This is a genomic window from Streptomyces mutabilis (assembly GCF_014649815.1).
Lineage (GTDB): Bacteria > Actinomycetota > Actinomycetes > Streptomycetales > Streptomycetaceae > Streptomyces > Streptomyces mutabilis.
In genome coordinates this window covers 236,937-261,530 of the sequence record NZ_BMTT01000006.1, presented here as the reverse complement: position 1 = coordinate 261,530, position 24,594 = coordinate 236,937, and the positions used below count along the sequence as shown (strand labels likewise).

Annotated in this window: 23 protein-coding genes and 2 pseudogenes; 16 read left to right on the top strand and 9 right to left on the bottom strand. The window is 72.6% G+C overall.

Annotation, left to right across the window (positions count from 1 at the left end; genetic code table 11):
* The first annotated feature begins 25 nt into the window (after window positions 1-25).
* The 3 genes and pseudogenes from IE142_RS16095 to IE142_RS16085 all read left to right on the top strand — a co-directional run.
* Entirely contained in the window at window positions 26-247 is a 222-nt protein-coding gene (locus tag IE142_RS16095) for a hypothetical protein (RefSeq protein ID WP_191886406.1), read from the top strand.
* Between the two features lie 661 nt (window positions 248-908).
* Window positions 909-1,355 (top strand): SRPBCC family protein, encoded by a 447-nt coding sequence (locus IE142_RS16090; protein WP_191886405.1) that lies wholly within the window; start codon window positions 909-911, stop codon window positions 1,353-1,355.
* 45 nt (window positions 1,356-1,400) lie between these two features.
* A pseudogene (locus IE142_RS16085) lies at window positions 1,401-1,571 on the top strand (transposase); the annotation flags it as partial.
* Between the two features lie 19 nt (window positions 1,572-1,590).
* Here IE142_RS16085 and IE142_RS16080 read toward each other — a convergent pair.
* Window positions 1,591-1,977, bottom strand: a pseudogene (locus tag IE142_RS16080) (DUF6214 family protein); the annotation flags it as partial.
* 157 nt (window positions 1,978-2,134) lie between these two features.
* On the opposite strand from IE142_RS16080, the gene IE142_RS16075 reads away from it, so the two are divergent.
* Window positions 2,135-3,484 (top strand): FAD-dependent oxidoreductase, encoded by a 1,350-nt coding sequence (locus IE142_RS16075; protein ID WP_191886404.1) that lies wholly within the window; start codon window positions 2,135-2,137, stop codon window positions 3,482-3,484.
* Window positions 3,485-3,504: 20 nt separating this feature from the next.
* Here IE142_RS16075 and IE142_RS16070 read toward each other — a convergent pair whose 3' ends face one another.
* Window positions 3,505-3,867, bottom strand: coding sequence for an ArsR/SmtB family transcription factor (locus IE142_RS16070; RefSeq protein WP_191886403.1), 363 nt, complete (start codon window positions 3,865-3,867; stop codon window positions 3,505-3,507).
* Between the two features lie 159 nt (window positions 3,868-4,026).
* Here IE142_RS16070 and IE142_RS16065 point away from each other — a divergent pair, with 159 nt between their 5' ends.
* Window positions 4,027-5,106: an NADH:flavin oxidoreductase/NADH oxidase gene (locus IE142_RS16065; RefSeq protein WP_191886402.1), complete on the top strand. Its 1,080-nt coding sequence runs from the start codon at window positions 4,027-4,029 to the stop codon at window positions 5,104-5,106.
* Window positions 5,107-5,305: 199 nt separating this feature from the next.
* Entirely contained in the window at window positions 5,306-6,109 is an 804-nt protein-coding gene (locus IE142_RS16060) for a pectate lyase (RefSeq protein WP_043375734.1), read from the top strand.
* A gap of 30 nt (window positions 6,110-6,139) precedes the next feature.
* On the opposite strand, the gene IE142_RS16055 is transcribed toward IE142_RS16060, so the two are convergent.
* Window positions 6,140-6,892: a PaaX family transcriptional regulator C-terminal domain-containing protein gene (locus IE142_RS16055; RefSeq protein ID WP_191886485.1), complete on the bottom strand. Its 753-nt coding sequence runs from the start codon at window positions 6,890-6,892 to the stop codon at window positions 6,140-6,142.
* A gap of 154 nt (window positions 6,893-7,046) precedes the next feature.
* Between IE142_RS16055 and IE142_RS16050 the strand changes: the two genes are divergently transcribed.
* The 5 genes from IE142_RS16050 (at window position 7,047) to IE142_RS16030 (ending at window position 12,758) form a co-directional block, all read left to right on the top strand.
* On the top strand, window positions 7,047-8,729 hold the full coding sequence (locus IE142_RS16050) for an acyl-CoA dehydrogenase family protein (protein WP_229830543.1): 1,683 nt from the start codon (window positions 7,047-7,049) through the stop codon (window positions 8,727-8,729).
* Between the two features lie 81 nt (window positions 8,730-8,810).
* Entirely contained in the window at window positions 8,811-9,965 is a 1,155-nt protein-coding gene (locus tag IE142_RS16045; RefSeq protein WP_191886401.1) for a WD40/YVTN/BNR-like repeat-containing protein, read from the top strand.
* A gap of 70 nt (window positions 9,966-10,035) precedes the next feature.
* Window positions 10,036-10,713, top strand: coding sequence for a uracil-DNA glycosylase (locus IE142_RS16040; RefSeq protein ID WP_191886400.1), 678 nt, complete (start codon window positions 10,036-10,038; stop codon window positions 10,711-10,713).
* Window positions 10,710-11,696: an N-acetylglucosamine kinase gene (locus IE142_RS16035; protein ID WP_191886399.1), complete on the top strand. Its 987-nt coding sequence runs from the start codon at window positions 10,710-10,712 to the stop codon at window positions 11,694-11,696. Before IE142_RS16040 ends, IE142_RS16035 begins: the two co-directional genes overlap by 4 nt.
* A gap of 138 nt (window positions 11,697-11,834) precedes the next feature.
* The gene (locus IE142_RS16030; protein ID WP_191886398.1) at window positions 11,835-12,758 is read left to right on the top strand and encodes a sirohydrochlorin chelatase; all 924 of its coding nucleotides are present in this window, start codon (window positions 11,835-11,837) and stop codon (window positions 12,756-12,758) included.
* 398 nt (window positions 12,759-13,156) lie between these two features.
* Here IE142_RS16030 and IE142_RS16025 read toward each other — a convergent pair whose 3' ends face one another.
* Window positions 13,157-14,191, bottom strand: coding sequence for a lactonase family protein (locus tag IE142_RS16025; RefSeq protein ID WP_191886397.1), 1,035 nt, complete (start codon window positions 14,189-14,191; stop codon window positions 13,157-13,159).
* 190 nt (window positions 14,192-14,381) lie between these two features.
* Window positions 14,382-15,872: an FUSC family protein gene (locus IE142_RS16020; protein WP_191886396.1), complete on the bottom strand. Its 1,491-nt coding sequence runs from the start codon at window positions 15,870-15,872 to the stop codon at window positions 14,382-14,384.
* A 207-nt stretch (window positions 15,873-16,079) separates the two neighbouring features.
* Between IE142_RS16020 and IE142_RS16015 the strand changes: the two genes are divergently transcribed.
* From IE142_RS16015 to IE142_RS16000, 4 genes are all read left to right on the top strand, one after another.
* Complete coding sequence (locus IE142_RS16015; protein ID WP_043375717.1) at window positions 16,080-16,556, top strand: Lrp/AsnC family transcriptional regulator; 477 nt, start codon at window positions 16,080-16,082, stop codon at window positions 16,554-16,556.
* Window positions 16,557-16,576: 20 nt separating this feature from the next.
* Complete coding sequence (locus IE142_RS16010; RefSeq protein WP_191886395.1) at window positions 16,577-17,272, top strand: HAD family hydrolase; 696 nt, start codon at window positions 16,577-16,579, stop codon at window positions 17,270-17,272.
* 127 nt (window positions 17,273-17,399) lie between these two features.
* Complete coding sequence (locus IE142_RS16005; RefSeq protein ID WP_191886394.1) at window positions 17,400-20,237, top strand: beta-L-arabinofuranosidase domain-containing protein; 2,838 nt, start codon at window positions 17,400-17,402, stop codon at window positions 20,235-20,237.
* A gap of 104 nt (window positions 20,238-20,341) precedes the next feature.
* Window positions 20,342-21,082: a DUF4142 domain-containing protein gene (locus tag IE142_RS16000; protein WP_191886393.1), complete on the top strand. Its 741-nt coding sequence runs from the start codon at window positions 20,342-20,344 to the stop codon at window positions 21,080-21,082.
* A 34-nt stretch (window positions 21,083-21,116) separates the two neighbouring features.
* Here IE142_RS16000 and IE142_RS15995 read toward each other — a convergent pair whose 3' ends face one another.
* Window positions 21,117-21,902: a LysR substrate-binding domain-containing protein gene (locus tag IE142_RS15995; protein WP_191886392.1), complete on the bottom strand. Its 786-nt coding sequence runs from the start codon at window positions 21,900-21,902 to the stop codon at window positions 21,117-21,119.
* A gap of 110 nt (window positions 21,903-22,012) precedes the next feature.
* Between IE142_RS15995 and IE142_RS15990 the strand changes: the two genes are divergently transcribed.
* A complete protein-coding gene (locus IE142_RS15990; protein WP_043375711.1) occupies window positions 22,013-22,411 on the top strand; it encodes a DUF5997 family protein in 399 nt (132 codons plus the stop codon).
* Window positions 22,412-22,446: 35 nt separating this feature from the next.
* Here IE142_RS15990 and IE142_RS15985 read toward each other — a convergent pair whose 3' ends face one another.
* From IE142_RS15985 to IE142_RS15975, 3 genes are all read right to left on the bottom strand, one after another.
* Entirely contained in the window at window positions 22,447-22,695 is a 249-nt protein-coding gene (locus tag IE142_RS15985; RefSeq protein ID WP_229830541.1) for a DUF1360 domain-containing protein, read from the bottom strand.
* Window positions 22,696-22,782: 87 nt separating this feature from the next.
* Window positions 22,783-23,193, bottom strand: coding sequence for a DUF2267 domain-containing protein (locus IE142_RS15980; RefSeq protein ID WP_100044909.1), 411 nt, complete (start codon window positions 23,191-23,193; stop codon window positions 22,783-22,785).
* A gap of 74 nt (window positions 23,194-23,267) precedes the next feature.
* Entirely contained in the window at window positions 23,268-24,344 is a 1,077-nt protein-coding gene (locus IE142_RS15975; RefSeq protein WP_191886483.1) for an MGDG synthase family glycosyltransferase, read from the bottom strand.
* Window positions 24,345-24,594: the final 250 nt, after the last annotated feature.

Genomic DNA, 24,594 nt, shown 5'->3' with positions numbered 1-24,594 from the left:
GGCAGAAATAGGAGGGCTATTCTCCATGTTTATCATTCCACTAATCCTCGGGCTTTCTTGCCTCACCTTCGGACTGGCGCTAGCCACGAACCATCGCGGGTTCCGCGACCGGCTGGCAGCTTCACCCATCAATATCGCGCCAGGAGACACCAAAGTGCCGGGCACCTTCAAAGCTGTCGGCGTAATGGCCTCTATTTTGGGCGTTTTCATGACTCTTTTTGGGATAGTTTTCGCAATCTTCTCCTGATTCAGGCGCAAGTATGAAATTACTCTCTCTTTCGTTCGGCGGGGTCGCCGTCCTTTTCGGCTCCGCAGTCCTCCTATTCGGCTCTGCCGTCATTGTCAATTACCGCGGCGCGAGGGACCGCCTGTCTGAATCAGCGGCGGCATCCACGGCGAGCAGGAAGGGGAGACCGTCAGTCATCAGACTGCTGGGGTGGCTCTGGGTATTCGTTGGACTGCTTGCCATCTTTTTCGGTCTCATGCCCCTGATGTGACTGCGGTTCAAGCCCTCCGGGGGGAGTAGGTGCCTTGTTCGGCTTGACAGGAGCCGGCGCCGTGGTGGCGGGGTGATATTTCTTTGATGACTGACGGGGAGGCGGCCCGTGGTTCAGTCACTAACGGGCGGAGAGAAGGAATCCTGTTCCTCCTGATACGGGGCTCACTCTGATCGGCTTCGGAGTATGCCTGATAGTCAATGTCAGAGAAATCGCCTACCGTATTTTCGATTTCTACGCTTTATGAACGCCGGAAGGGCTATGCGTGAGACCTTCCGGTATGTGGGGATTGGCGGCGTTCTGGTAGGGGTCCTCTGGGTTGCGGCATCATTCTCCATTATGTGACCGTCGTAGCCGGAGAGCTAAGAGCTCGTAACACGATCACAGTGGGAAACGGTCTAGCCTTGCCAGGTGTCGTCGCTTGCGGTCACCGCTACCTCGCGCTCATCGGCGCCTGCTGCTGTCGTTTACGCCGCGCTCCTCGATGCGGAGTCCTGGCCGTCGTGGAGCTCCTACTACGAGGTCGAGTGGGACTTGCCCGCAGGGGTCGATCGACCGGCCCGCGCAGGTGACCGCCGCACCATTTACTCTCGCATTGGACAGGTGTGCTGCCGCGAGCGCATCGTTGAGTTGGTCCCCGACCAGCGGTTCAGCTACGAACAGGCCGCGGGGCCGTTCGAGTCTCATCGAGGGTCTGTGGACCTGGCCCGAGTACCTGATGGCGGCACCGACATCACCTGGTCAGCGATCTACCGGCACACCCTCCCCCTTCTGGACACGCTCAGAAGACGACGCCTTCAGGTCTTGGTCGACGATCTCGCTACATACGCCAACTCAATCGTGAGCCGACACTCCTAGGCCGTGTATCGAAAGTTGATCTTGAGCTGTGAATGATCACGGTTCATGGGTCGGGGAAATCTCACGGATGAGCAGTGGGCGATGTTGGAGCCGTTGTTGCCGAAGGGGGCGAAGGCGGGGCGGCCGCCTGTCTGGTCCCGGCGGCTGCTGATCGACGGCATACGGTTTCGGGTCCGGACCGGTGTGCCGTGGCGGGACGTGCCCGCCGAGTACGGGCCGTGCCGCCCGCCTCCCGGGCCGCCCGGTACTCCCGCGCGACGAGTCGGCGTCCCTCCCGGCCGCCCGGCCAGGCGGGACGGGCCCGCCGCGAGGCGGCCGGTGCGGCATCGGCCGGTGCACAGGCGTCGAAGAGCGGGTGCTCCAGCCACTCGGCGAGCACGGACAGGTCGTCGAGGGACAGCGGCGGTCGGGCCCGCACGTCCTCGACCCGCACGCCGTGACGGGACAGCACGGCGAGCGCCTCCAGCCGGGCGCCGTCGGCGAAGGTCAGCCGGACGTCGAACCACGAGGCCGCGTCGGACCCCTCGCGCACCACCCAGGTCTGCCGCACGGACACCTCGCCGTCGTCCGGACAGCGATCGGAAAGCTGAAGCGAACGATCAACGAAGGGTGCGTCGAGCATAAACCGAACGTAACCGCATGATCACATTCCATACGAACAGAACACGCGCGGAACACGTGCCGTTCACCGTGCGCGGCACCCTGTCAGCGCAGCGGGGGTGGTGGGATGCTGGAAGGACCAGCGACCTCCCTCCGCCCTCCGGACAAGGAGTTCCGCAGTGCTGCGTATCGCCGTCGTCGGCTCGGGACCGAGCGGGTGCTACACCGCGCAGAGCCTCGTCCAGCTCGGCCAGGGGGTGCACGTCGACGTCCTCGACCGGCTGCCGTGCCCGTACGGGCTGGTGCGGTACGGGGTGGCTCCGGACCACGAGAAGATCAAGTCGTTGCAGAACGCCCTGCGCATGGTGCTGGAGCACGAGCGGGTGCGGTTCCTCGGCGCGGTCCCGGTCGGTCCGGGCGGTGTGCCCTCCGCCCGTCTGCGGGAGCTGTACCACGCGGTGGTGTACTGCGTGGGTGCCGCCGCCGACCGACGGCTGGGCATCCCCGGCGAGGATCTGCCGGGGAGCTGGTCGGCGACCGAGTTCGTGTCCTGGTACAGCGCCCACCCGGACGCCGTGGACGACGAGTTCCTGCGCGGGGCACGGTCGGCGGTCGTGATCGGGGTGGGCAACGTCGCCGTCGACGTGGCGCGGATGCTGGTGCGCGGCACGGCCGAGCTCAGCGGCACCGACATCCCGCAGGCTGCGCTCGACACGCTGGCCGCGGGCCGGGTGGCCGACGTGCACATGGTGGGCCGGCGCGGCCCCTCGCAGGCCCGTTTCACCACCAAGGAACTGCGCGAACTGGGCGCCCTGCCGGACGCCGCCGTCCTGGTGGAGCCGGCCGAGCTGGCGCTGGACCCGGCGTACCGGGACCCCTCGGGGCTGCCCAGTGCGCAGCGCCGCAACGTGGAGGTGCTGCGCGGCTGGGCCGGGCGGACGGCGCCGGAAGCCGCCCGTCGGCTCCGGGTGCGCTTCTTCCTGCGTCCGGTGGAGCTGACGGCGGACGGGGACGGTCACGTGGGCGCCGTGCGCTTCGAGCGGACCCGGCCGGACGGGAGCGGCGGGGTGACGGGCACGGGGCGGTACGAGGAGATCCGGGCCGGGCTGGTGCTGCGGTCGGTGGGCTATCGCGGCGTGCCGCTGGAGGGGCTGCCGTTCGACGCGGCGAGCGGCACGGTGCCGCACCGGGCGGGACGCGTCCTGCGTGCGGGCGCGGTCGCTCCCGGCGAGTACGTGGCCGGCTGGATCAAGCGGGGCCCCACCGGCGTCATCGGCACCAACCGCCCCTGCGCCAAGGAGACGGTGACGTCCTTGCTGGCGGACACCCCCACGCTCCTGCGGCGGGACGTCCCCGCGTGCGACCCGCTCGGGGCCCTGCGCGCCGAAGGCGTCGAGCCGGTCGAGTGGGCGGGGTGGCGGGCGATCGAGCGGGCCGAGGCGGAACTCGGCGCCTCGCTGGGGCGGCGCGTGGTGAAGCTGCCCGACTGGGAGTCGCTGCTGGCGGCGGCGCGGACGGCGACGGACTGAGTACACCCCTCGGGACGCGGTCAGTCGGTGCCGAGGCGGGCGGCCTGGCGGGCCGCCGCCGCCAGGAGGGCGTCCAGCAGGCCCGGGAAGAGGACGTCCAGATCATCCTTGCGCAGGCCGTTCATCTTGGCCGTGCCCCGGTAGGTCTGCCGGATCACCCCGGTCTCCCGCAGCACCCGGAAGTGGTGAGTGGACGTGGACTTCGTCACCGGCAGGTCGAAGTGGGAGCAGGAGAAGAGTTCGTCGCCGTCGGCGGCGAGGTCCCGTACGATCCGCAGCCGCACCGGGTCGGAGAGCGCGTGCAGCACTCCCTCCAGCCGGATGTCGTCGCGTGCCGGGTGGGGCAGGTCGCGGGTGCCGGCGGCGGTGGCGGCGGGGGTCACGGCGGCTCCAGTTCGTCCGGTGGGAGCCCGCTGACCGGCAGGGGCTCCGTCGAAGGGCCTCATTGTACGAAGGGTGCCGTAGTTTGACACACGCCGTACTACGAGGGCTATCGTACGAGCCGTTCCTCCTCGACCACTCGACCAAGGGAGCAGCCCGTCATGAGCGCCCTCTTCCAGCCGCTTCAGCTGCGTGACACCACGATCCCGAACCGGGTCTGGATGCCGCCGATGTGCCAGTACTCCGCCGCACCGGAGGGGCCCCTGGCGGGCGTTCCGGGCGACTGGCACTTCGCGCACTACGGCGCCCGCGCGATTGGCGGCGCCGGGTTGATCGTCGTCGAGGCAACCGGCGTGTCACCCGAGGGCCGTATCTCCCCGCAGGACCTGGGCCTGTGGAACGACACCCAGGCCGAGGCCTTCCGGCGGATCACGGACTTCCTGCGATCGCAGGGGACCGTGCCGGCGATCCAGCTGGCCCACGCGGGCCGCAAGGCGTCGACCGCGCAGCCCTGGAAGGGCGGGACCCCCGTGGGCGAGGACGCGTACGGCTGGCAGCCGGTGGCCCCGAGCGCGCTGGCGTTCGACGACCGCCACCCGGTGCCGACCGAGCTGACGGTCACGCGGATCGAGGAGATCGTCGGGCAGTTCGCGGACGCGGCACGCCGGGCCCTCGCCGCCGGTTTCGAGATCGTCGAGATCCACGGCGCCCACGGCTACCTGATCCACGAGTTCCTGTCGCCGCACTCCAACCACCGCACCGACACCTACGGCGGCTCGTACGAGAACCGCACCCGCTTCGCCCTCGAAGTCGTCGACGCGGTGCGGGAGGTGTGGCCGGACGACAAGCCGCTGTTCTTCCGGATCTCGGCGACCGACTGGCTGGAGGAGGACGGCTGGACGCCCGAGGACACCGTGCGCTTCGCCGGCGACCTCCAGGCCCACGGCATCGACCTCCTCGACGTCTCCACCGGCGGCAACGCCGCGCGCGTCCGGATCCCCACCGGACCCGGCTACCAGGTGCCGTTCGCCGAACGCGTGAAGGCGGAGACCACGCTGCCGGTCGCCGCGGTCGGCCTGATCACCGACGCCGGGCAGGCCGAGAAGATCCTGGCCAACGACGAGGCCGACGCGGTGCTGCTCGGCCGCGAGCTGCTGCGCAGCCCTTCCTGGGCGCAGCACGCGGCCCGGGAGCTGGGCGACACGGTCCGGATGCCGGACCAGTACGGCTGGGGCATGTGAGACCGAACCGCGCGCGAAGCGTTGACTAGAAAGCGCTTGCCCTCTACGGTCCGTTCATCAGCATGACCCATCACGGGGCGCGGGACCGGCAGAACCCCACGTACGACGCCCCGCGTCCGCGACACCGAACAGCACCACGCACATCGTGCATGTACATGTTCCGTTCCACCCCCACTCCCTGAACGGAAGGGTTCAGAACATGACTGCTGCGACACACCCCCGTGGGCGTCGGCGCGCCGCCACCGGCGCGCTGGCCGCGCTCGGGCTCTCTGTTGGCATGCTCATGACCACCGGAGCTTCCTCGGCCCAGGCCGCCACCTGGCCGACACCCAACGGCAGCGAGGGCGTCTCCTCCACCATCCCGGTCTCCGGCACCAAGGACTACGGGATGAAGCGGCTCTACGGCACCGGCGACCTGGGCTCCGGCGGGCAGGACGAGGACCAGGGGCCGATCCTGGAGCTGGCGCCGGGCGCCGTCCTCAAGAACGTGATCATCGGTGCCCCGGCCGCCGACGGCATCCACTGCAAGGGCAGCTGCACCTTGCAGAACGTCTGGTGGGAGGATGTCGGCGAGGACGCGGCGACCTTCCGCGGCTCCTCGTCGTCGAACGTCTACACCGTCACCGGCGGCGGCGCCAAGGAGGCCAGTGACAAGGTCTTCCAGTTCAACGGCGCCGGCACGCTCAACGTGTCGAACTTCGCCGTGAAGAACTTCGGCACCTTCATCCGCTCCTGCGGCAACTGCTCCACGCAGTACAAGCGGACGATCAACCTCAACACCGTCGAGGTGAGCTGGAAGGGCAGCCGGATCGTCGGTATCAACACCAACTACGGCGACAGCGCCTCCCTGCGCAACATCACCGTCGTCGGGGACAGCGACAAGAAGATCGTCCCGTGCCAGAAGTACATCGGCAACGACGACGGAGACGAGCCGGACTCGAACGGCTCGGGCCCCGACGGAACCCACTGCAAGTACGCGTCGTCCGACATCACCTACAAGTGACGCGCGTGACTGGCGGATGATCCCGCCGCCTCAGGTCCGGGTGCCTCGCGCCCGGGCCTGTCCGCTCTGCTCCCGCTGATAGTGCGCGTAGGCGTCCCGCAGGGCCGCGCCGGGCCAGTCGGCCGCGAGGAGTTCCGGAGGCAGGACCGGGTCGGTGAGCAGGTGGCGCACGACGGCCGCGAAGGCGGTGAGCCGGTCGGCCGGCCGCCGGGCCCGCTCGACGTGCGCGAGCAGCGCCCGGCCCGTGGCGGACCAGGCGTCCAGCGGCCACAGGCTCGCGGCCAGTTCGCGGGCCGGGCGGACGGGGCGCGAGGCGTGGCGCTCGGCCACCCGGTCCAGTTCGGTGGGCAGCGGACGGCACAGATTGGCGGGACGGAGCCAGACGCCCTCGCGGAGCTCGGCGAGACGCAGGGCGGTCAGCCAGGAACGAAGGTCGGCGCGTTCGGCGGGGCCGCGGCCCGTCGCGGTGATCACGACCATCTCCCAGTCACCCTCCCACGCGCGCGTGTGCGGGCGTACGGCCTCGTCCTGGCGGCGCTGGCGCTCCAGCAGCCGCTCGCTGAGGCGGTAGCCGGTGTCCGTGCGCCACAGGTCACCGGCGGCGGCCATCCGGCTGAGCGCCGCGCGCGCGGTGGAGCCGCCGACGTCGAAGCCCTCCACCAGCCGCACCAGTTCCCGGGCCGGCAGTTCGGGGGGATGCGTCCCCAGGAGCAGGCTCAGGACGACCGACCTCGCGGACAGCGGACGCGGCGTGGGCCCGCCCGCCGGCGCGGAGTCGTTCATCCGCGCGGGCACGTGCCGCCCCTCCGCACGATCACGTACCGGCCGGCCCCCCTCATGAGCGCGCACTGATCGTCCCTCCGCATGAGCCGTACTGTACGTGCGCCACCGTGTTGCGCCATTGTTGCGGTCGCAGATTCGGTGCAACACTCAGGACATGATGACAGGCGCGCACGAGTCTCACGAGGAGTCCCCGGGCCGTCCGGAGGGGTACGCCACACATGACGTCACCAACCAGCCCCCTCCCCTGGCCCCCTACGACGCCTGTGAGGACAGGGCCCTGCTGGAGGGCGTGCGGCGGGAGGGCGCCGGGTGGGCCGAGGAGGAGCTGCGTCGGCTCGGTCTGCGGGCGGGGAGCGCCCAGGCCCAGGAATGGGGCGAGCTGGCCAACCGGCACGAGCCCGTGCTGCGCACCCACGACCGGTACGGCAACCGGATCGACGAGGTCGAGTACCACCCGAGCTGGCACCACCTGATGCGGGTGGCCGTCGGCGAGGGTCTGGCCGGCTCGGCCTGGGCGGACGACCGGCCGGGGGCGCACGTCGCCCGGACCGCCGGCGGGCTGGTCTGGGGGCACACCGAGGCGGGGCACGGGTGTCCCACGTCGATGACCTACGCCGCCGTTCCCGCGCTGCGCGCCGAGCCGGAGCTCGCGAAGGTCTACGAGCCGCTGCTGACCAGCCGGGAGTACGAGCCGGGGCTGCGCCCGCCCACCGAGAAACGGGGCCTGCTGGCCGGCATGGGGATGACGGAGAAGCAGGGCGGCTCCGACGTCCGTGCGAACACCACGGCGGCCACCCCGACCGCCGAACCCGGGGTGTACACGCTGCGCGGGCACAAGTGGTTCACCTCGGCGCCGATGTGCGACGTGTTCCTGGTGCTGGCCCAGGCCCCCGGGGGCCTGTCGTGCTTCCTGGTGCCGCGGGTGCTGCCCGACGGCACCCGCAACACCTTCCGCGTCCAGCGCCTCAAGGACAAGCTCGGCAACCGCTCCAACGCCTCCTCCGAGCCCGAGTTCGACGGCACGGTCGCCTGGCTGGTGGGACAGGAGGGCCAGGGCGTCAAGACGATCATCGAGATGGTCAACTGCACCCGACTGGACTGCGTGATGGCGTCGGCGACGCTGATGCGCAAGACGCTCGTCGAGGCCGGCCACCACGTACGGCACCGCAGCGCGTTCGGCGCCCGCCTGATCGACCAGCCGTTGATGCGCAACGTCCTGGCCGACCTGGCGCTGGAGTCGGAGGCGGCGACCACGCTCACGCTGCGGCTGGCGGGCGCGGCTGACCGGGCGGTGCGCGGCGACGCGGGGGAGGCCGCGTTCCGGCGGATCGCCACCGCCGTCGGCAAGTACTGGGTGACCAAGCGGGGCCCGGCGTTCACCGCGGAGGCCCTGGAGTGCCTGGGCGGCAACGGCTACGTGGAGGAGTCGGGCATGCCCCGCCACTACCGCGAGGCGCCGCTGCTGTCGATCTGGGAGGGCTCGGGGAACGTGAACGCCCTCGACGTGCTCCGGGCGCTGGGTCGCTCCCCCGCCACCGCGCACGCCCTCTTCGACGAACTCGCCCTCGCCCGCGGGGCGGACGGCCGGCTGGACGCCGCCGTGGCCCGGTTGGAGACGGGGCTGTCCGAGGCGTCCGAGACCGGTGCCCGCCGTCTGGTGGAGCTGATGGCCCTCACCCTCCAGGCCTCGCTCCTGGTCCGGCACGCCCCGCCCGCCGTCGCCGACGCGTTCTGCGCGAGCCGGCTCGGCGGTGACTGGGGGCACGCCTTCGGCACGCTGCCGACCGGGGCCGACCTCGGCGCCGTCCTGGCGCGGGCGTTGCCGCCAGAGGCCTGACCCGTCTGCGCCCGAAGTCCTCCGCGGGCGCGACACCACCGCTGTGACCTGCGGCGTCCCTTTATCCAGGGGTGACTGTCAGTGCCGGGGTGCAGACTGGCCCGTGTCCGGGACAAAGGCGTCGACGACGACGCCGCGGAGGTGATCGGCATGACCGAGGTACTGCTCGCCGTGGGCACCCGCAAGGGCCTGTTCATCGGGCGCCGGCGGGGTGGCATCTGGGAGTTCGACGAGAGTCCCTACTTCAACGCACAGGCCGTCTACTCGGTCGCCCTCGACACCCGCGGCGACACCCCGCGGTTGCTGGCGGGCGGCGACAGCGCGCACTGGGGTCCGTCGGTGTTCCACTCCGACGACCTGGGACGGACCTGGACCGAGCCCGCGCAGCCGGCCGTCAAGTTCCCCAAGGAGACCGGCGCTTCCCTGGAGCGGGTGTGGCAGTTGCACCCGGCCGCCGCGGAGCCGGACGTGGTCTACGCGGGCACGGAACCGGCCGCGCTGTACCGGTCGGAGGACCGCGGCGAGAGCTTCGAGCTGGTCCGGCCCCTGTGGGAACACCCCACGCGCTCGCAGTGGGTGCCGGGCGGCGGAGGCGAGGGGCTGCACACAATCCTCACGGACGCCCGGGACCCGGAGTCCGTCACGGTCGCCGTCTCGACCGCGGGCGTCTTCCGCACGACGGACGGCGGCGCGAGCTGGGCGCCGTCCAACTCCGGCGTCTCCGCGGTCTTTATGCCGGACCCGAACCCTGAGTTCGGCCAGTGCGTGCACAAGGTCGCCCGGGACGCGGCGGTCCCGGACCGGTTGTACCTGCAGAACCACTGGGGGGTGTACCGCAGCGACGACGCGGGCGGGCAGTGGACGGACATCGGCGAGGGGCTGCCGTCCACGTTCGGTTTCGCGGTGGCCGCCCATCCGCACCGGGGCGACACGGCGTACGTCTTCCCGATCAACGCCGACGCGGACCGGGTCCCGGCGGACCGCCGCTGCCGGGTCTTCCGCACGGCGGACGCGGGCAGGAGCTGGGAGCCGCTGACGGCGGGGCTGCCACAGGAGGACCACTACGGCACGGTGCTGCGAGACGCCCTGTGCACCGACGACGCGGATCGGGCCGGCGTGTACTTCGGCAACCGCAACGGCGAGGTGTTCGCGTCGGCCGACGACGGCGACAGCTGGCGGCAGTTGGCCTCCCACCTGCCGGACGTGCTGTGCGTGCGGGCCGCGGTCGTCGGATGAACCGGTTCGGGGGGACCGGTCTTGGCCACCGGTTGATCGGCGTCACCCGTACGGCAGTAGGGTGACGCCCGTGGCACCACGACCCTTGCACGAAATCGTCGAAGCGGGCTGGGCGAAGGCCCTGGAACCCGTCGCCGGGCGGATCACCTCGATGGGTGAGTTCCTGCGCGCGGAGATCGCCGCCGGACGCACCTATCTCCCCGCCGGGGCGAACGTCCTGCGGGCCTTCCAGCAGCCCTTCGACGACGTCCGGGTACTGATCGTCGGACAGGACCCCTACCCGACCCCGGGACACGCGGTGGGGCTGTCGTTCTCGGTCGCGCCCGAAGTGCGTCCGCTGCCAGGCAGCCTCGTCAACATATTCCGGGAACTGAACACCGACCTCGGCCTCCCGCAGCCCTCCAACGGCGACCTGACCCCGTGGACCCAGCAGGGCGTGCTGCTGCTCAACAGAGCGCTCACCACGGCCCCGCGCAAGCCCGCCGCCCACCGCGGCAAGGGCTGGGAGGAGGTCACCGAGCAGGCGATCCGGGCGCTGGCGGCGCGCGGCAAGCCGATGGTGTCCATCCTGTGGGGCCGCGACGCCCGCAATCTGCGCCCGCTCCTCGGCGACCTGCCCTCGGTCGAGTCCGCGCACCCGTCGCCGATGTCGGCCGACCGGGGATTCTTCGGCTCCCGTCCCTTCAGCCGGGCCAACGACCTGCTGGTACGGCTGGGAGGTCAGCCGGTCGACTGGCGCCTGCCGTGAGCACCGGCTTCCTCGCCGTGGACTCCGGCGGCTCGGGACTGCGGGTCGTCCTCGGCACGACCGGTGCCGACGGGGACGGTCCGCGGGTGCTCGGGCGGCGCGCGTCGCGGGAACCGGTGCGCACCGGTGCGCGCGGCATCGACCCCGGGCATCTGCTGGGCCAACTGCTGCCCATGGCGAGGTCGCTGAGCGACGAGACCGGTGGGACCCGGCTCGGCACCGTCGTCGTGGGGGCCGCCGGGCTGGCCACCCTCGGCGACGCGCTGCGGGCCGAACTGCCGGGCGCGCTGGCCCGGGAACTGGGTGTGCGGAGGGTCGCGCTGGTCGCGGACGCCGTCACCGCGTACGTCGGTGCCCTCGGGCCGCGGGCCGGCGCCGTGGTGGCCGCCGGCACCGGTCTGATCGCGACCGGCACGGACCTGGACCGCTGGTACCGGGCGGACGGCTGGGGCCATCTGCTGGGCGACTGCGGCGGCGGCGCCTGGATCGGGCGGGCCGGCCTTGAGGCGGCACTGCGCGCCCACGACGGGCGCCGGGACGGCTCCGCACCGCTGCTGGCCCGTGCCGAGGAGCGGTTCGGGCCGGTGACGGGACTGCCCGGCCAGTTGTATCCGCGTACCGACCGTCCCGCCGTCCTCGCCTCCTTCGCACCGGAGGTGGCCGCCTGTGCGGCCGATGACCCCGTCGCCACGGACGTCATGCGGGCCGCCGCCCGGCACATGGCCGACTCGGCCGCCGCGGTGTGCCCGCCCGGGGGCGAGCCCAGCGTCGCCGTCACCGGCGGTCTGCTGAAGCTGGGCGCCCCCCTCGTCGTACCGCTCGAGGAGGAGCTGGCGAAGCGGCTCCCGCACGCGCGGCGGACTGCCGCCGAGGGTGATCCGCTGCACGGTTCGGTTCTGATCGCGAGCGACCTCGCGACCGGCTCCTTCACCCTTCCGGGCGACGACGGAATGCTGTGGGTGACGACCGACCCGGACGGCTGAGAATCGGTGCTCCGGCGAGGTGAATCGTGCCGATGTCGGCCGATCCGTACATCACTCTTCAGACAAAACCGGACGGAAACCGCTCACCTGCACCCTCCCCGAACAGGGAAACCCAGGAAACCAGTAACATGCGGCGCCATGAGCTCCCCCACTGGGCCCGCGTCCGGCCTGCCAGTACGAATGCCGCGCCCCCGCCAGCCCGGACGGCACCGCCGTCCCGAACCGTTGGTGGCTCCCGAGGGCGCGCCGGCGCTCGTCCTCGCGGTTCCGGGGACGCCCAGTAGCGCCACCCGGGGCCTCGCCGACGAGGTCATCAGCATCGCCCGTTCCGAGCTGCCGGGCCTCGACGCCCGGATCGGCTGGCTCGACGGGGACGACGAGGAGTTCCTCGCCCTGTCGGCCGTCCTCGCGCGTGCCGCCGAGGAGCGCACCGCCCGCTACGAGCAGGCGGTCGCCGCGGGCATGGAGGTGAAGGAGCCCGAGGGTCCCGTCGCCGTCGTCGTGCCGCTGCTCGCGGGTCCGGACAGCGCGCTGCTGCGCCGCATCCGCCAGGCGGTGATGGACAGCAAGGTCGCGGCCGAGCTGACCGACGTGCTGGGCCCGCACCCGCTGCTGGCCGAGGCGCTGCACGTGCGCCTGTCCGAGGCGGGTCTCGCCCGCGCCGACCGTGCCAGGCTGTTCACCGTGGCCACCGCCGCGGACGGCATCATCCTGGCCTCCGTGGGCGGTGACGAGGCCGTGCAGGCGGCCGGCATCACCGGCATGCTCCTCGCCGCGCGCCTCGCCGTGCCGGTGATGGCGGCGGCCCTGGACGAGGAAGGCTCGATCGCGTCCGTGGCCGAGCAACTGCGCTCCTCGGGCTCCCAGCAGCTGGCGCTCGCGCCGTACCTGATCGGCCCGGAGATCGAGGCGTCCCTGCTGGAGGAGGCGGCCAAGGAGGCGGGCTGCTCCACCGCCGAGCCGCTCGGCCCCTACCCGGCGATCGGCAAGCTGACGCTGGCCAAGTACACGACGGCGCTCGGCATCTCGCCGCAGCAGCCGCAGGGCACGCCGGTGCGCTGACGCGGGGTCCGCGCGCGCGACGCTTACGGCCGAGGGGCCCGCTCCGGTGGAGGGAGCGGGCCCCTCGTCGTGCCGTACCGGACTCGTGCGGGCCGTCGTGGCGAGGGACGGCGCCGTCGAGGCAGACAGGCCCCAGGGGGCCCGCGGCGCGCCTCCGCCGGGCGGATTCGACGCCGACAGGGCGAGCGGACCTCGTCGCGGGGCCGGCCGAACGCCGCGCGCGGCGAGACCGAGAGCCCTCCTGTGAGGGAGCGCCCCGCCTGCGGGTGTCCGCACGGCCGCGTACGGGCGCCGGAGCCGCCGCCTCGGCGCTTCCCGGCGGCCCGGCGGCCCGGCGGCCCGTACACGGTGCCGGCCCGATCACGGGAAGCGACGCGGGGGCCCGCCCGGTGGCGGGGTCAGCCGAAGGTCACGCAGGACGCCGCGGGGATCGCGACGGAGCCCGCGCGCCGGGGTGTCCCGCTCTCCGGGTCGAGGGCGAACCAGGTCACGTCGCCGGAGCGTTCGTTGGCCGAGTACAGGAAGCCGCCCGACTCGGTGATCCCCCGCGGCCAGTGCCCACCGCAGGGCACGGTGCCGGACAGCCGCAATCCGTCCGGTTCGACGGCGAAGACGGACAGGACGTCCTCGCCGCGGGTGGCGGTCCACACGAAGCGGCCGTCGGGCGAGACCACGATGCCCGAGGGGTAGGCGTCGCCGGCCGGGGCCCCGGGCAGCACTGGCACCTCGGCGAGGGGTTGCAGGACGCCGGCGGCGGCGTCCCAGCGGCAGACGGTCACGGTGGGCGCCAGTTCGTTCACCACGTAGGCGCGGGCGCCGTCCGGGTGGAAGGCGAGGTGCCGGGGGCCGGAACCGGGACGCAGCGCGATCTCCCGGTGCACTGCGGGGACGCCGTCCGTCAGGGTGCAGACCCGCACCGAGTCGGTACCGAGGTCCACGCTGACGGCCCAACGCCCGCTCGGGTCGGACCGCACCTGATGGGCGTGCGGTCCCTGCTGGCGCTGGGCGTGCGGGCCAGCGCCGGTGTGCCGCAGGACGCCGGAAGCGGCCCGGGCGAGGGTGCCGTCGGCTCGGACCGGCACCGCCGTGACGCTGCCGGAGCCGTAGTTGGCCGTCAGCACGTGCCCGGCGTGGACGCTGAGGTGGGTGGGGCCGTCGCCGCCGACGGACACCGGGCGACCGGCGGGCTCGGGCCTGTCCCCGGTCACACGGAACGCGGCCACCGCGCCCTCGGCCGTCTCGCTGACCGCGTAGAGCGTGTCCCCGTCGGGGGCCAGGGCGAGGTAGGAGGGGTCGGGCAGGCGGTCCGTGCCGTTCAGGACCGTCAGCGCGCCGGTGTCGGGCGTGACGGCCGCCGTGACGATGCCGGGCCCGCCGGCCGCCGTGAACGACCCGATGAACGCCCGTCGCCGCCGCGTGTCGCCGTCTGCCACCAGTGGCCCCTCTCGCCTCGCCTCGTGCCGTCCCGTCCGGCGCCTAGATGTGGGCGGGACGATCGTGCCGACCGTTCTTCTGCCCCGGGGCGACGGTAGCAGTCGATCAGTTGCGGTCCAGACCGAATGGGGGTGCGGGCCGTCGACGGCTCACGCGCGGGCCGGACCGCTCACCCACCGCACGGACGGCTCAGGCGCCGGCGAGCGGCGAGCCGGAGGGCGTGCGCAGGGGTGCGGCGAGCTCGGCCAGGGCGCGTTCCAGGCCGTGGAGGTGGGCGAGCGCGGGTTCCGCGGCGCGCGGTCCACTCGCGTGGGCGGGGACGGAACCGCCGCCGGTGAGCGCCTCGACCGCGGTCTCGACACGCCAGCAGGCGGCGGCGAGCCGTGCGTCGTGCGAGGCCTCCGGGTCGGCGGCCACGGCGACCAGGCCACCGATCTCCCGGGCGCAGTCGTCGAGCAGGACGAGCACCCGGCGGGCACGGCGCTTGCGGCCGCGCATCGGGTTCAGCGGGTGCACGAGCGGGGCGAGGGACAGCCGGACCCGGCCCAACAGCTGCTCCAGTTCGGCCACGCGCGGCGCGGGGTCGGCCCCTTCGGCCCCGGCGAGGCGGGCGGCGGCCTCCGCGGTGCAGGCGTGGACGCACCGCAGGGCGCGCTGGATCCAGGCGTCAGTGACCGCGTGCGTGGTGACGGGCAGGACGAAGAGCACGGCGAGTGCGGCACCGAACGCCCCCACGCCGGTCTCGACGAGCCGCAGGGCTAGCAGTGCGGGGCTGAGGAAGCCCAGCAGGCCGTAGAGCAGCTCGGCGAGCAGGGTCACGCAGAGCATCATCCAGGTGTAGGAGACCGCGGCGGTGTAGAAGATGCCGAAGACACAGGCGGCGGCGAGTACCACCGTGGGCACCGCCGCCCCGGCCAGCGGGAAGGCGATCAGGAAGCCGAGTCCGATGCCGACGACCGTGCCGAGGACCCGGCGGAAGCCGCGGACCAGGGTCTCGCCGCGCGAGGTGGTGTTGACGAAGACCCACCAGGTGGCGCCGACGGCCCAGTACCAGCGCTCGTCGGACACCAGTTGCCCGACGACCAGGGCGAAGCCGGCGCCCGCGGTGGCCTGGACGGCCTGGCGGGTGGTGATGCGGGCGAGTCCGGTGCCGGCGGGCGGCGCGAAGGCGGCTGGCGGGGGCAGACGGCGCTCGTAGCACCACAGGCCGAAGCGCACCGCCGCAGCGGTGGCCACGGACAGCAGGACGGCGGCGTACATCTCGGGCAGCCGGTCCGTGCTCGCGTGCAGGAACTGCGCGATGAAGAAGGTCATGAAGGCGAACACGCCGAGGCTGTGTCCGCGCGGGCCCCACCGCCGGGCGTAAACGCCCGCGCCGACGACGGCGAGGAAGGTGAGGTCCCGTGCCACGGGATGGTCGTGCAGCGCGGCCGCGGCGGTCAGCACGGGCAGTCCCGCCACCGGCAGCAGAGCGGTGGTGACCCCTTGTCCGCGTACGGTGGCGTCGGTGACGGTGAACAGCGCCAGCAGCGCGGCGAGCCCGCCGATGACGGCGCCCACCAGAGAGGTACCGGCGAGACCGCAGACGACCACGGCCAGCCCGATGCCGAGGACGGCCCGCGCGGCGAACCGCAGGCGGGACCGTCCCGGGTCCGGGCTCACGAACACCCTCTTCAGCACTGATTACCGCCCCCTCGCGCACTGGCTCCGAGTCGCTGGCATGAAAAAGGCGCCGCGGGGTCCGCAGCGCCATCGACTCTCCTATAGGAGCATCCTTTCCACCAGTGGCTCAACAGCCGCATGAGCGACTGGGCCATTGGTACAGTTCTCGCGGCATCTCCACGGCCATCGAAGTGCCAATGGCCGACGAAGGAGGCCGCGTACGCCGTGGCCGTCGACGAGCTGGACACCCGCATCCTGCGACTGCTGCTGGAGCAGCCGCGCACCAGCGTGCGCGAGTACGCCCGCGTCCTCGGGGTCGCCCGCGGGACGCTCCAGGCCCGGCTGGACCGCCTGGAGCGCGACGGCGTGATCACCGGCACCGCGCCGTCCCTCTCCCCCGCCGCACTGGGCCACCCGGTGCTCGCGTTCGTGCACATCGAGGTCACCCAGGGACACCTGGACGAGGTGGGCGAGGCGCTGGCGGCCGTGCCGGAGATCGTCGAGGCCTTCTCCATCACCGGCGGCGGGGACCTGCTGACCCGTGTCGTGGCCCGTGACAACGCGCACCTGGAGGACGTGGTCCAGAAGCTGATCAGCCTGCCCGGGGTGGTGCGCACCCGCAGCGAGGTGGCGCTGCGCGAGCGCGTCCCGCACCGGCTGCTGCCCCTGGTGGAGTCGATCGGGCGCTCGGCACGGAAGTAGGACTTGGCATGCTGGACCCCATGAGCACTCTCGGCGGCATCTCGGTCATCTTCGATCTCGACGGAACACTCGTGGACAGTGAGCCGAACTACTACAAGGCGGGCCGACGGACCCTCGCCGAGTACGGCGTCCCCGACTTCACCTGGGCGGAACACGAGGAGTACGTGGGCATCAGCACCCAGGAGACCGTCGCCGACTGGAAGCGGCGCTACGGCCTGCGGGCACCGGTGGAGGAACTGCTCGCCGTCAAGAACCGCCACTACCTGGAGCTGGCCCGCACCTCCGCCCGCGCGTACCCCGAGATGCGGGAGTTCGTCGAGCTGCTGGCCGGCGAGGGGGTGCCGCTGGCCGTGGCCTCGGGCTCTTCACCCGAGGCGATCGAGACGATCCTGTCCCGCACCGGGCTGGACGCGCAGTTGCGCACGATCGTCTCGGCGGACGAGGTCGCGCAGGGCAAGCCGGCCCCGGATGTCTTCCTGGAGGCGGCCCGGCGACTGGGCGCGGACCCGGCCGACTGCGTGGTCCTGGAGGACGCCGCTCCCGGAGCCGCCGCCGCCCAGGCGGCCGGCATGCGGTGCATCGCGATCCCCTACGTCCGGACGCAGGCGGACGCCCCGGAGTTCGCCGGCGCCGACCTGCTGGTACGCGGCGGTCAGGCGGAGTTCACCGCACGGGCGGCGTACGAGTGGCTCGCTCGGACGGTGCGGGCCGCCTGACCACGTCCGCCGGACGGTACTCGCCGGTAGCGTTGACGCTCCTCGGCCTCCTGCCTATCTTCTGGGCGACCTTTCGAACATTGTTCGACCTATCGAACGATATGCATCGCAAGAATCGAGGAGCACATTGGCAGCGTCCCTCCCCCGGCGGACCCTTCTGCTCGCCGCGGCGATCGCCGCGGGAACGCCCGCGGTCTCGCATGCGGCGCCCGGTCGGCCGGGTGCCGGCCCTCAGGCACCGGCTCCGCCCGCGGGCCGCGCGGGCCCCACCACACCGGCGGCCTGGTCCGTGCGGCCGTTCGGACTCGAGGACGTGACGCTCGGTCCGGGTGTCTTCAGCGACAAGCGGCGGCTGATGCTGGACCACGCCCGGGGTTACGACGTGAACCGGCTGCTCCAGGTCTTCCGGGCCAATGCCGGCCTGTCCACCCTCGGCGCCGTCGCCCCGGGCGGCTGGGAGGGGCTGGACGGCGAGGCCAACGGCAACCTGCGCGGTCACTACACGGGCCACTTCCTGACCATGCTCTCCCAGGCGTACCGAAGCACCGGCGAGCGCGTCTTCACCGAGCGGATCGGCACCATGGTCGGCGCCCTGGCCGAGGTACGCGAGGCGCTGCGCGGTGACCCGGCGGTGCTGAGCACGCGGGGCCGCTTCGGCGCGGCCGTCGAGAACGTCCGCGGCTCCTACCAGTACGTCGACCTCCCCGCGGGCGTCCTCGGCGACACCACCACGATCACGCTGGCCGCCTGGGTGAAGCCCGCGCACGACGGCGACTGGGCCCGGGTCGTGGACTTCGGTGACGACACCAACCGCTACCTCTACCTCGCCGCCCGCAACGCGGACGGTGTGCCCCGCTTCGCCATCACGGACAGCGGGGCCGGCGGCGAGCAGGGCCTCGACGGCACGGCCGCCCTGCCGCTGGACGAGTGGAGCCACCTGGCCGTGACGCTCGCGGACGGCACCGGCACCCTCTACGTCGACGGCACCGCCGTGGCGCGGAACACCGCCATGACGCTGACCCCGGCGGCCCTCGGCCCGCTCGCCCACCACTGGCTGGGCCGCTCGCACTACCCCGCCGACCCCGTCTTCGCGGGCGCCTTCGAGGAGTTCAACGTCTGGTCGCGCGCCCTGAGCGCCGAGGAGATCGCCGCGCTGCTGGACGTCCCCGCCGCCGACTCGCCCGCCGGCCGGGGCGACCTGGCGTCGTACGCCTTCGGCGAGACCGGCGGCGGAAGGTTCGCGGACGCCTCCGGCCGGGGCCTGACGGCCACCCTGCGCCGCACCTGGGGCGGACCCAGCCACCCCGGGTTCCTGGCGGCGTACCCGGAGACGCAGTTCATCGAACTGGAGTCGATGACCGGCAGCGACTACACGAGGGTCTGGGCGCCGTACTACACGGCGCACAAGATCCTTCGGGGACTGCTGGACGCCCACCTCGCCACCGGTGACGGCCGGGCACTGGACCTCGCGTCCGGGATGTGCGACTGGATGCACTCCCGCCTGTCGAAGCTGCCGGCGGCCACCCTGCAGCGCATGTGGGGAATCTTCTCCAGCGGTGAGTTCGGCGGCATCGTCGAGGCGATCTGCGATCTGCACGCCGTCACCGCCGAGGCGCGGCACCTCGCGCTGGCCCGGCTCTTCGACCTCGACCGGCTGATCGACGCCTGCGCCGCGGACACCGACGTCCTCGACGGTCTCCACGCCAACCAGCACATACCGATCTTCACCGGCCTGGTACGGCTGTACGACGAGACGGGCGAGGAGCGCTACCTCACCGCCGCGAGGAATTTCTGGGGCATGGTGGTACCGCACCGCATGTACTCCATCGGCGGCACCAGCACCGGCGAGTTCTGGAAGGCGCGGGACGTGATCGCGGGCACCATCGGTGACACGACCGCCGAGAGCTGCTGCGCGTACAACCTGCTCAAGCTGAGCCGGACGCTGTTCTTCCACGAACAGGACCCGGCGTACATGGACTACTACGAGCGGGCCCTGTACAACCAGGTACTCGGCTCCAAACAGGACAGGCCCGACGCGGAAAAGCCGCTCGTCACCTACTTCATCGGGCTGACGCCCGGTCATGTGCGCGACTACACGCCCAAGCAGGGCACCACCTGCTGCGAGGGCACCGGGATGGAGAGCGCCACCAAGTACCAGGACTCGGTGTACTTCGCGGCGGCCGACGGCGGCGCCCTGTACGTCAACCTCTACAGCCCCTCCACGCTCACCTGGGCCGAGCGGGGCGTCACCGTCACGCAGACCACGGAGTACCCGCGGGAACAGGGCAGCACCCTCACGATCGACGGTGGCAGCGCCTCGTTCGCGCTGCGGCTGCGGGTGCCTTCGTGGGCCACGGCCGGCTTCCGGGTCACCGTGAACGGGCGTGCCGTGCCGGGGACCCCGGTGCCGGGCAGCTACTTCACCGTGTCCCGTGCCTGGCGGCGAGGCGACACCGTGCGGGTCCGCGTGCCCTTCCGGCTGCGCGTGGAGAAGGCGGTCGACGATCCGTCGTTGCAGGCCCTGTTCCACGGTCCAATCAACCTGGTCGCCCGCGACCCGTCCACCGGTCTCCTGGAGTGCGGGCTGTACCGCAACGCCGGTCTCTCCGGCGACCTGCTGCCCACGCTCACCCCCGTGCCGGGCAGGCCGCTCCACTACACGCTGGACGGCACCGAGTGGGCGCCCTTCGCCGAGGGGACCGAGGACCCGACGCACGCGTACTTCCGGCGCTCGGAACCCCGGGTGGTGTTCGGCGGCACCGACTCCGGCGTCGCCAACCCGGCGAAGGCGGACGGCACCACACTGCTCGACGAGGTCTGGGCCGGGGCGCCGTTCAGCAACAAGGGCGCGCTGGTGACCCACGTGCGCTCGACGGTGGACGCGTGGGTCGACGGCGGGCTGCTCGGGCGGGAGGAGGGCGAGCAGGTGGTGCGTACGGCGCGGAAGGCGTCGTACGCGGACTGAACCGGACGGTCACTTCCCCGAGTTTTCACCCGGGAAGGTGATCGGTTCGCCGCCCGCATCCGTACCTCCTGGTGTCCGATCCCGTTCCCGCTCCAGGAGGCACGATGCGCATCACGCGCACCACGGCAGGGACCGCCTTCGTGGCCGGTGCCCTGGTCCTCACTCTCACCGCGCTCGCCTACCCGACGATGCTGGGGGTGCAGAACACGGGCAACGACCAGGCTCGGATCATCACCAACACGGTGTACGGGCCGCTCACCGAGGCCGACCGGGACTTCGTGGTGAAGGTGCGGGCGGCAGGGCTGTGGGAGCACCCGCTGGGGCTGATGGCGATGGAGCGGGGGACGACACCGGAGATGAAGGAGGTCGGCGAGCACCTGGTCGTCGGGCACGCCCGGCTCGACGCGACCTGCCGCCGCATCGCGCCGGAGCTGGGCATCGCCTTGCCCAACCTGGCCTCCCCGCAGCAGCAGCAGTTCGTGTCGACCGTGGACGGGACGACGGGCAGGCAGTTCGACACCACTGCGGTCAACATCATGCGCATCACGCACGGGCAGATCTTCCCGGCGATCGCCGACATCCGCGCCAACACCAAGAACTCGCTCGTGCGGCAGCTGGCCGACCAGGCCAACGACACGGTGCTGGACCACATCACGGTGCTGGAGAAGACCGGCCTGGTCAACTTCGACCAGGTCAACTTCCAGCAGTCGGCCCCGCCGAACCTCCCCAAGGTGCAGCTCACTCCGCCGGCGCCGCAGCCGGGTGAGCCGGTGCTGTCCCTCAGCGCGCCGCCCGGACTGGAGGTCAACACCTCGGCGCCCGGTCAGAGTCCGACGGTCCGGTGATGCGGGGGGGGGGGGCGGCGGACGCCCGGTGTCCTCAGCCGCGGCGCGGCCGGCCGCGCCGGGCGCCCTTGCCGCTGCCGCCCTTGCCGCCGCTTCTCGGGGTGCCGCCCGCGCCACGCCGGGCGCCCCCGGCCTGCTTCCCGGCCGCCTGCTTGCGCCGCGCGGGGGCGGCTTCCGTCCGTTCGCCCTTGGGCGGTGCCTGCGCGGGCTGCCGACCCCGGGTGCTGTTGACGGTGCGGCCCCGGACGATGCCGATGAAGTCCTCCACCCGGTCCGTGTGCGCGTCCTCGGGCCAGGACAGCGCCACGCTCGACCCGGGGGCGTCGGTGACCGTCCGGTACGTGAGGTCCTTGCGGTGGTGCAGCCGGGCCAGCGACAGGGGGACGAGCAGCACGCCGATCCCGGCGGCCACCAGCTCGACGGCGTCCGCGGTGGTGGCGGGACGCTCGAGCGCGGGCCGGCCCGGCGGCCGCTCCCAGCCGAGTACGTCGTCGAGGGGGTGCAGCACGATCTCGTCGGCCAGGTCCTCGACGGTCACCTCGTCGGCCGCGGTGACGAGGTGGTCCTTGGGGATCACCACGACCGTGGTCTCGGTGTAGAGGGGGATCGCGCTGAGGACGGTCCGGTCGACGGGCAGCCGCACCAGCCCGGCGTCGGCGTCGCCGCCCAGCAGCACGCCACCCGCCTCGGCGGCGGGGACCCGGGTCAGGGTCAGCGGGACGTCGGGCAGCCGCTCGTTCCAGATGCGCACCCACTTGTCGGGCGTCACCCCCGGGACGTACGCGAGCCGGAACGAGGGGGGTTCTTCCGAGCCTGTCACCGGGCCAGGTTACCGGGCGTGGTCGCGGGCCGTGGTCACCAGGCACGGACGGGAGCCGCGGTCACCGGGCGTGGTCGGCGGTCGCGCAGACGCTCGATACCCTTGACGCCATGACGTCGCACCAGAACACCCAGACCATGAAGCCCGCGACCGCGGCGAAGAAGCTGGGTGTGTACCTCGAGGCCACACCCGCCGAGTTCCGGGAGGGCGTCGTCACGCGCGCCGAGCTGAACGCGCTCCAGGCCGACCCGCCCGCCTGGCTGCGCGACCTGCGGCGCGACGGCCCGCACCCGCGACCGGTGGTGGCGGCCAAGCTGGGCGTCTCCATCGCGGGGCTGCACCGGGGCGGGGTCACGGAGCCGCTCACCACCGACCAGATCGAGGCGCTCAAGGAGGAGCGCCCGGAGTGGCTGGAGCGGGAGCGGGCCGTCCAGGCCGACGTGCGCAAGGAGGCGGCCCGGGTGAAGAAGCTGCACGCCGAGCGCGCGGAGCGGGCAGGGCGCGACTGACCGCCGCCGCGGTCCTCGTCCTCTCCGTCGTCCGCTCACCCCTCGGCCTTCTGCTCGGTCACGCTCCAGGCGTGCTGCATCCAGTCCGACACCACCACGGCGCTCAGGCCGGCGGCCACCAGACGGGCGGCCCGGGGCACGACGGCGTAGGTGCCGACCAGCCCGCCTGCGACCCAGGTGGAGGTGCAGAACGGGCAGGAGACCAGGTCGCCGACGGCACGCCGCAGCCCCGTGCCGCGAGGGGCGTCCATCACCTCGCTGGCCTCGCCCTCCCGCTCGGTCACGGCGAACGCCCCGACCGCCGCCGCGAAGTCGTCGCGAGCGCCGCGTATCCCCCGAGGGGGGCGTCCTCCTCACCGTCGTAACGCTGTTCACCGTCCGTCATGGGTGCCTCCTTCGGGACCGCCCCTTCGGCCGAAGAGGTCGGCACAGTCCTCGGGCAGCTGGGCCAGGAGGTGCTCGACGCGGTCGCCGGGCACCGCCTCGCCCAGGGTGGAGAGCACGGCGCCGGCGTCCCATTCCGCGGTGCGTGGCCGGGCGCCGGTCTGCTGGGCCACGCGCCGGAGGAACTCCTCGCGGCCGAATGTCTCGGGACGCCCGCGTTCCAGGCGCAGCGCGTCGTCCAGGGGCGCGGGCAGGTCGGAGGCCAGGCCCGCCGCCTCGTCCGGCCCGATGCGGGAAGCGATCACCCACAGGACCGCCGTACTGACCTGTTCGGCCTCGTCCTCGCTGTGATATTCGCCGCGATCGCGGACCAGGGTCAGGAATTCGTCGAGCCGCACGGCGTCGCCTCCTTCACCGGTTCTCGCCGCCGGGCCGGGTTCCCCCGGGACCGGCCGGGGAAACGGGCGCGGTATCACCGCCGGGCATGTCGGGCGTGGGCGTCGGCGAGCGCGAGTATCCGGGTCAGGGCGTCGCCCGTGAAGAGTGCGCGTCCGGCGGCGATCCGCCCCTGCCGGGCCGGGCCGGTGGCGGTGAGCCGCCGCAGTGCGCCGAGCAGCGCGGCGTCGTCCTCGGCGACCTCCGACACCCCCAGCGCTGCCATGCGCCGGACCCCGTCAGCGCCGTGGCCGGGTATCGGGCGGTGCCCCACGACCGGCAGTCCGGCGGCGAGCGCCTGTACGGCGGTCTGGCCGGCGGCGTTGTCCACCAGGGCGCGGGCCGCGTGCAGCAGTCCGGGCATGTCCGTCACCCAGCCCAGCGCGAGTACGCCCGGTGTGTCGGACAGGTCGCGGCGCAGCCGCTCGTTGTCCCCGCAGAGCACGACCGGCAGGAAGCCGTCCCCCGTCAGAAGCCGGACGGTGGTGTCCAGGCGCGAGCCGACTCCCCAGGCACCCGCGGAGAGCACCACGGCGGGCCGTCCGGGACCGAGCCGGTCGAAGAGCTCCCGCCACCCGTCCGCGCCGGGAGCGTCGGCGAAGAACTCCGGCGCGACGACGGGCCCGCACGCCTCCGCGACGGTGCCGGTGCTCCCCCGCACCTCGCGGACCGCGTCCTCCGTCAGACACAGGCAGCGGTCGTTGCCGGGGTGGAACCACTGCCGGTGGACCGCGAAGTCGATGACGAGGACGGCGCTGGGCACGGACAGCAGCCCGCGGGCACGCAGGTGGCCGGTGAGCTGGGCTCCGAGGTGGAAGACGGGAACGACCACGTCGCTGCCCGAACGTTCGGCCAGCTCGCGCAGCCGGCCTCCGGCGAGCCGGGCCAGGGGGGTCCCGCCGGGACGGCGTCCGGCGCCGGGGCTCAGGAAGAGACGGTAGAGGGCGGCGTACGCCCACGGGAAGTGGCGCACCGACTCGCGGTAGAAGTACCGCAGCGCGGTGCCCAGGCCGTACGGCAGCAGGGCGAGGACATCGACGACCCAGGCGTCGTCACCGTGTTCCCGGGCCCGGCGGACCAGCTCCGCGGCGACCGTGTCGTGCCCGGCGCCCATGCTCGCGCTGACGACCAGCAGACGCCTGCCTCCCCGCACCGGGCGGGGAGTGGCGGGCCGGCGGGGCGGGCGCGCGGGCGAGCTGCGAGGACGCACGGCGCTCCAGTTGCCCACTCAGCGTGCCCCAAACCACCACATAAGCGGGTGTTTCGGGCGTCTCACCAGGGATACTCCGTGACCGCCCGACCAGCCGGACAACCGAGCCCGACAGCTCGGCCGGCCGGGCTCAGGCGTCCGCCCCGAGCCAAGG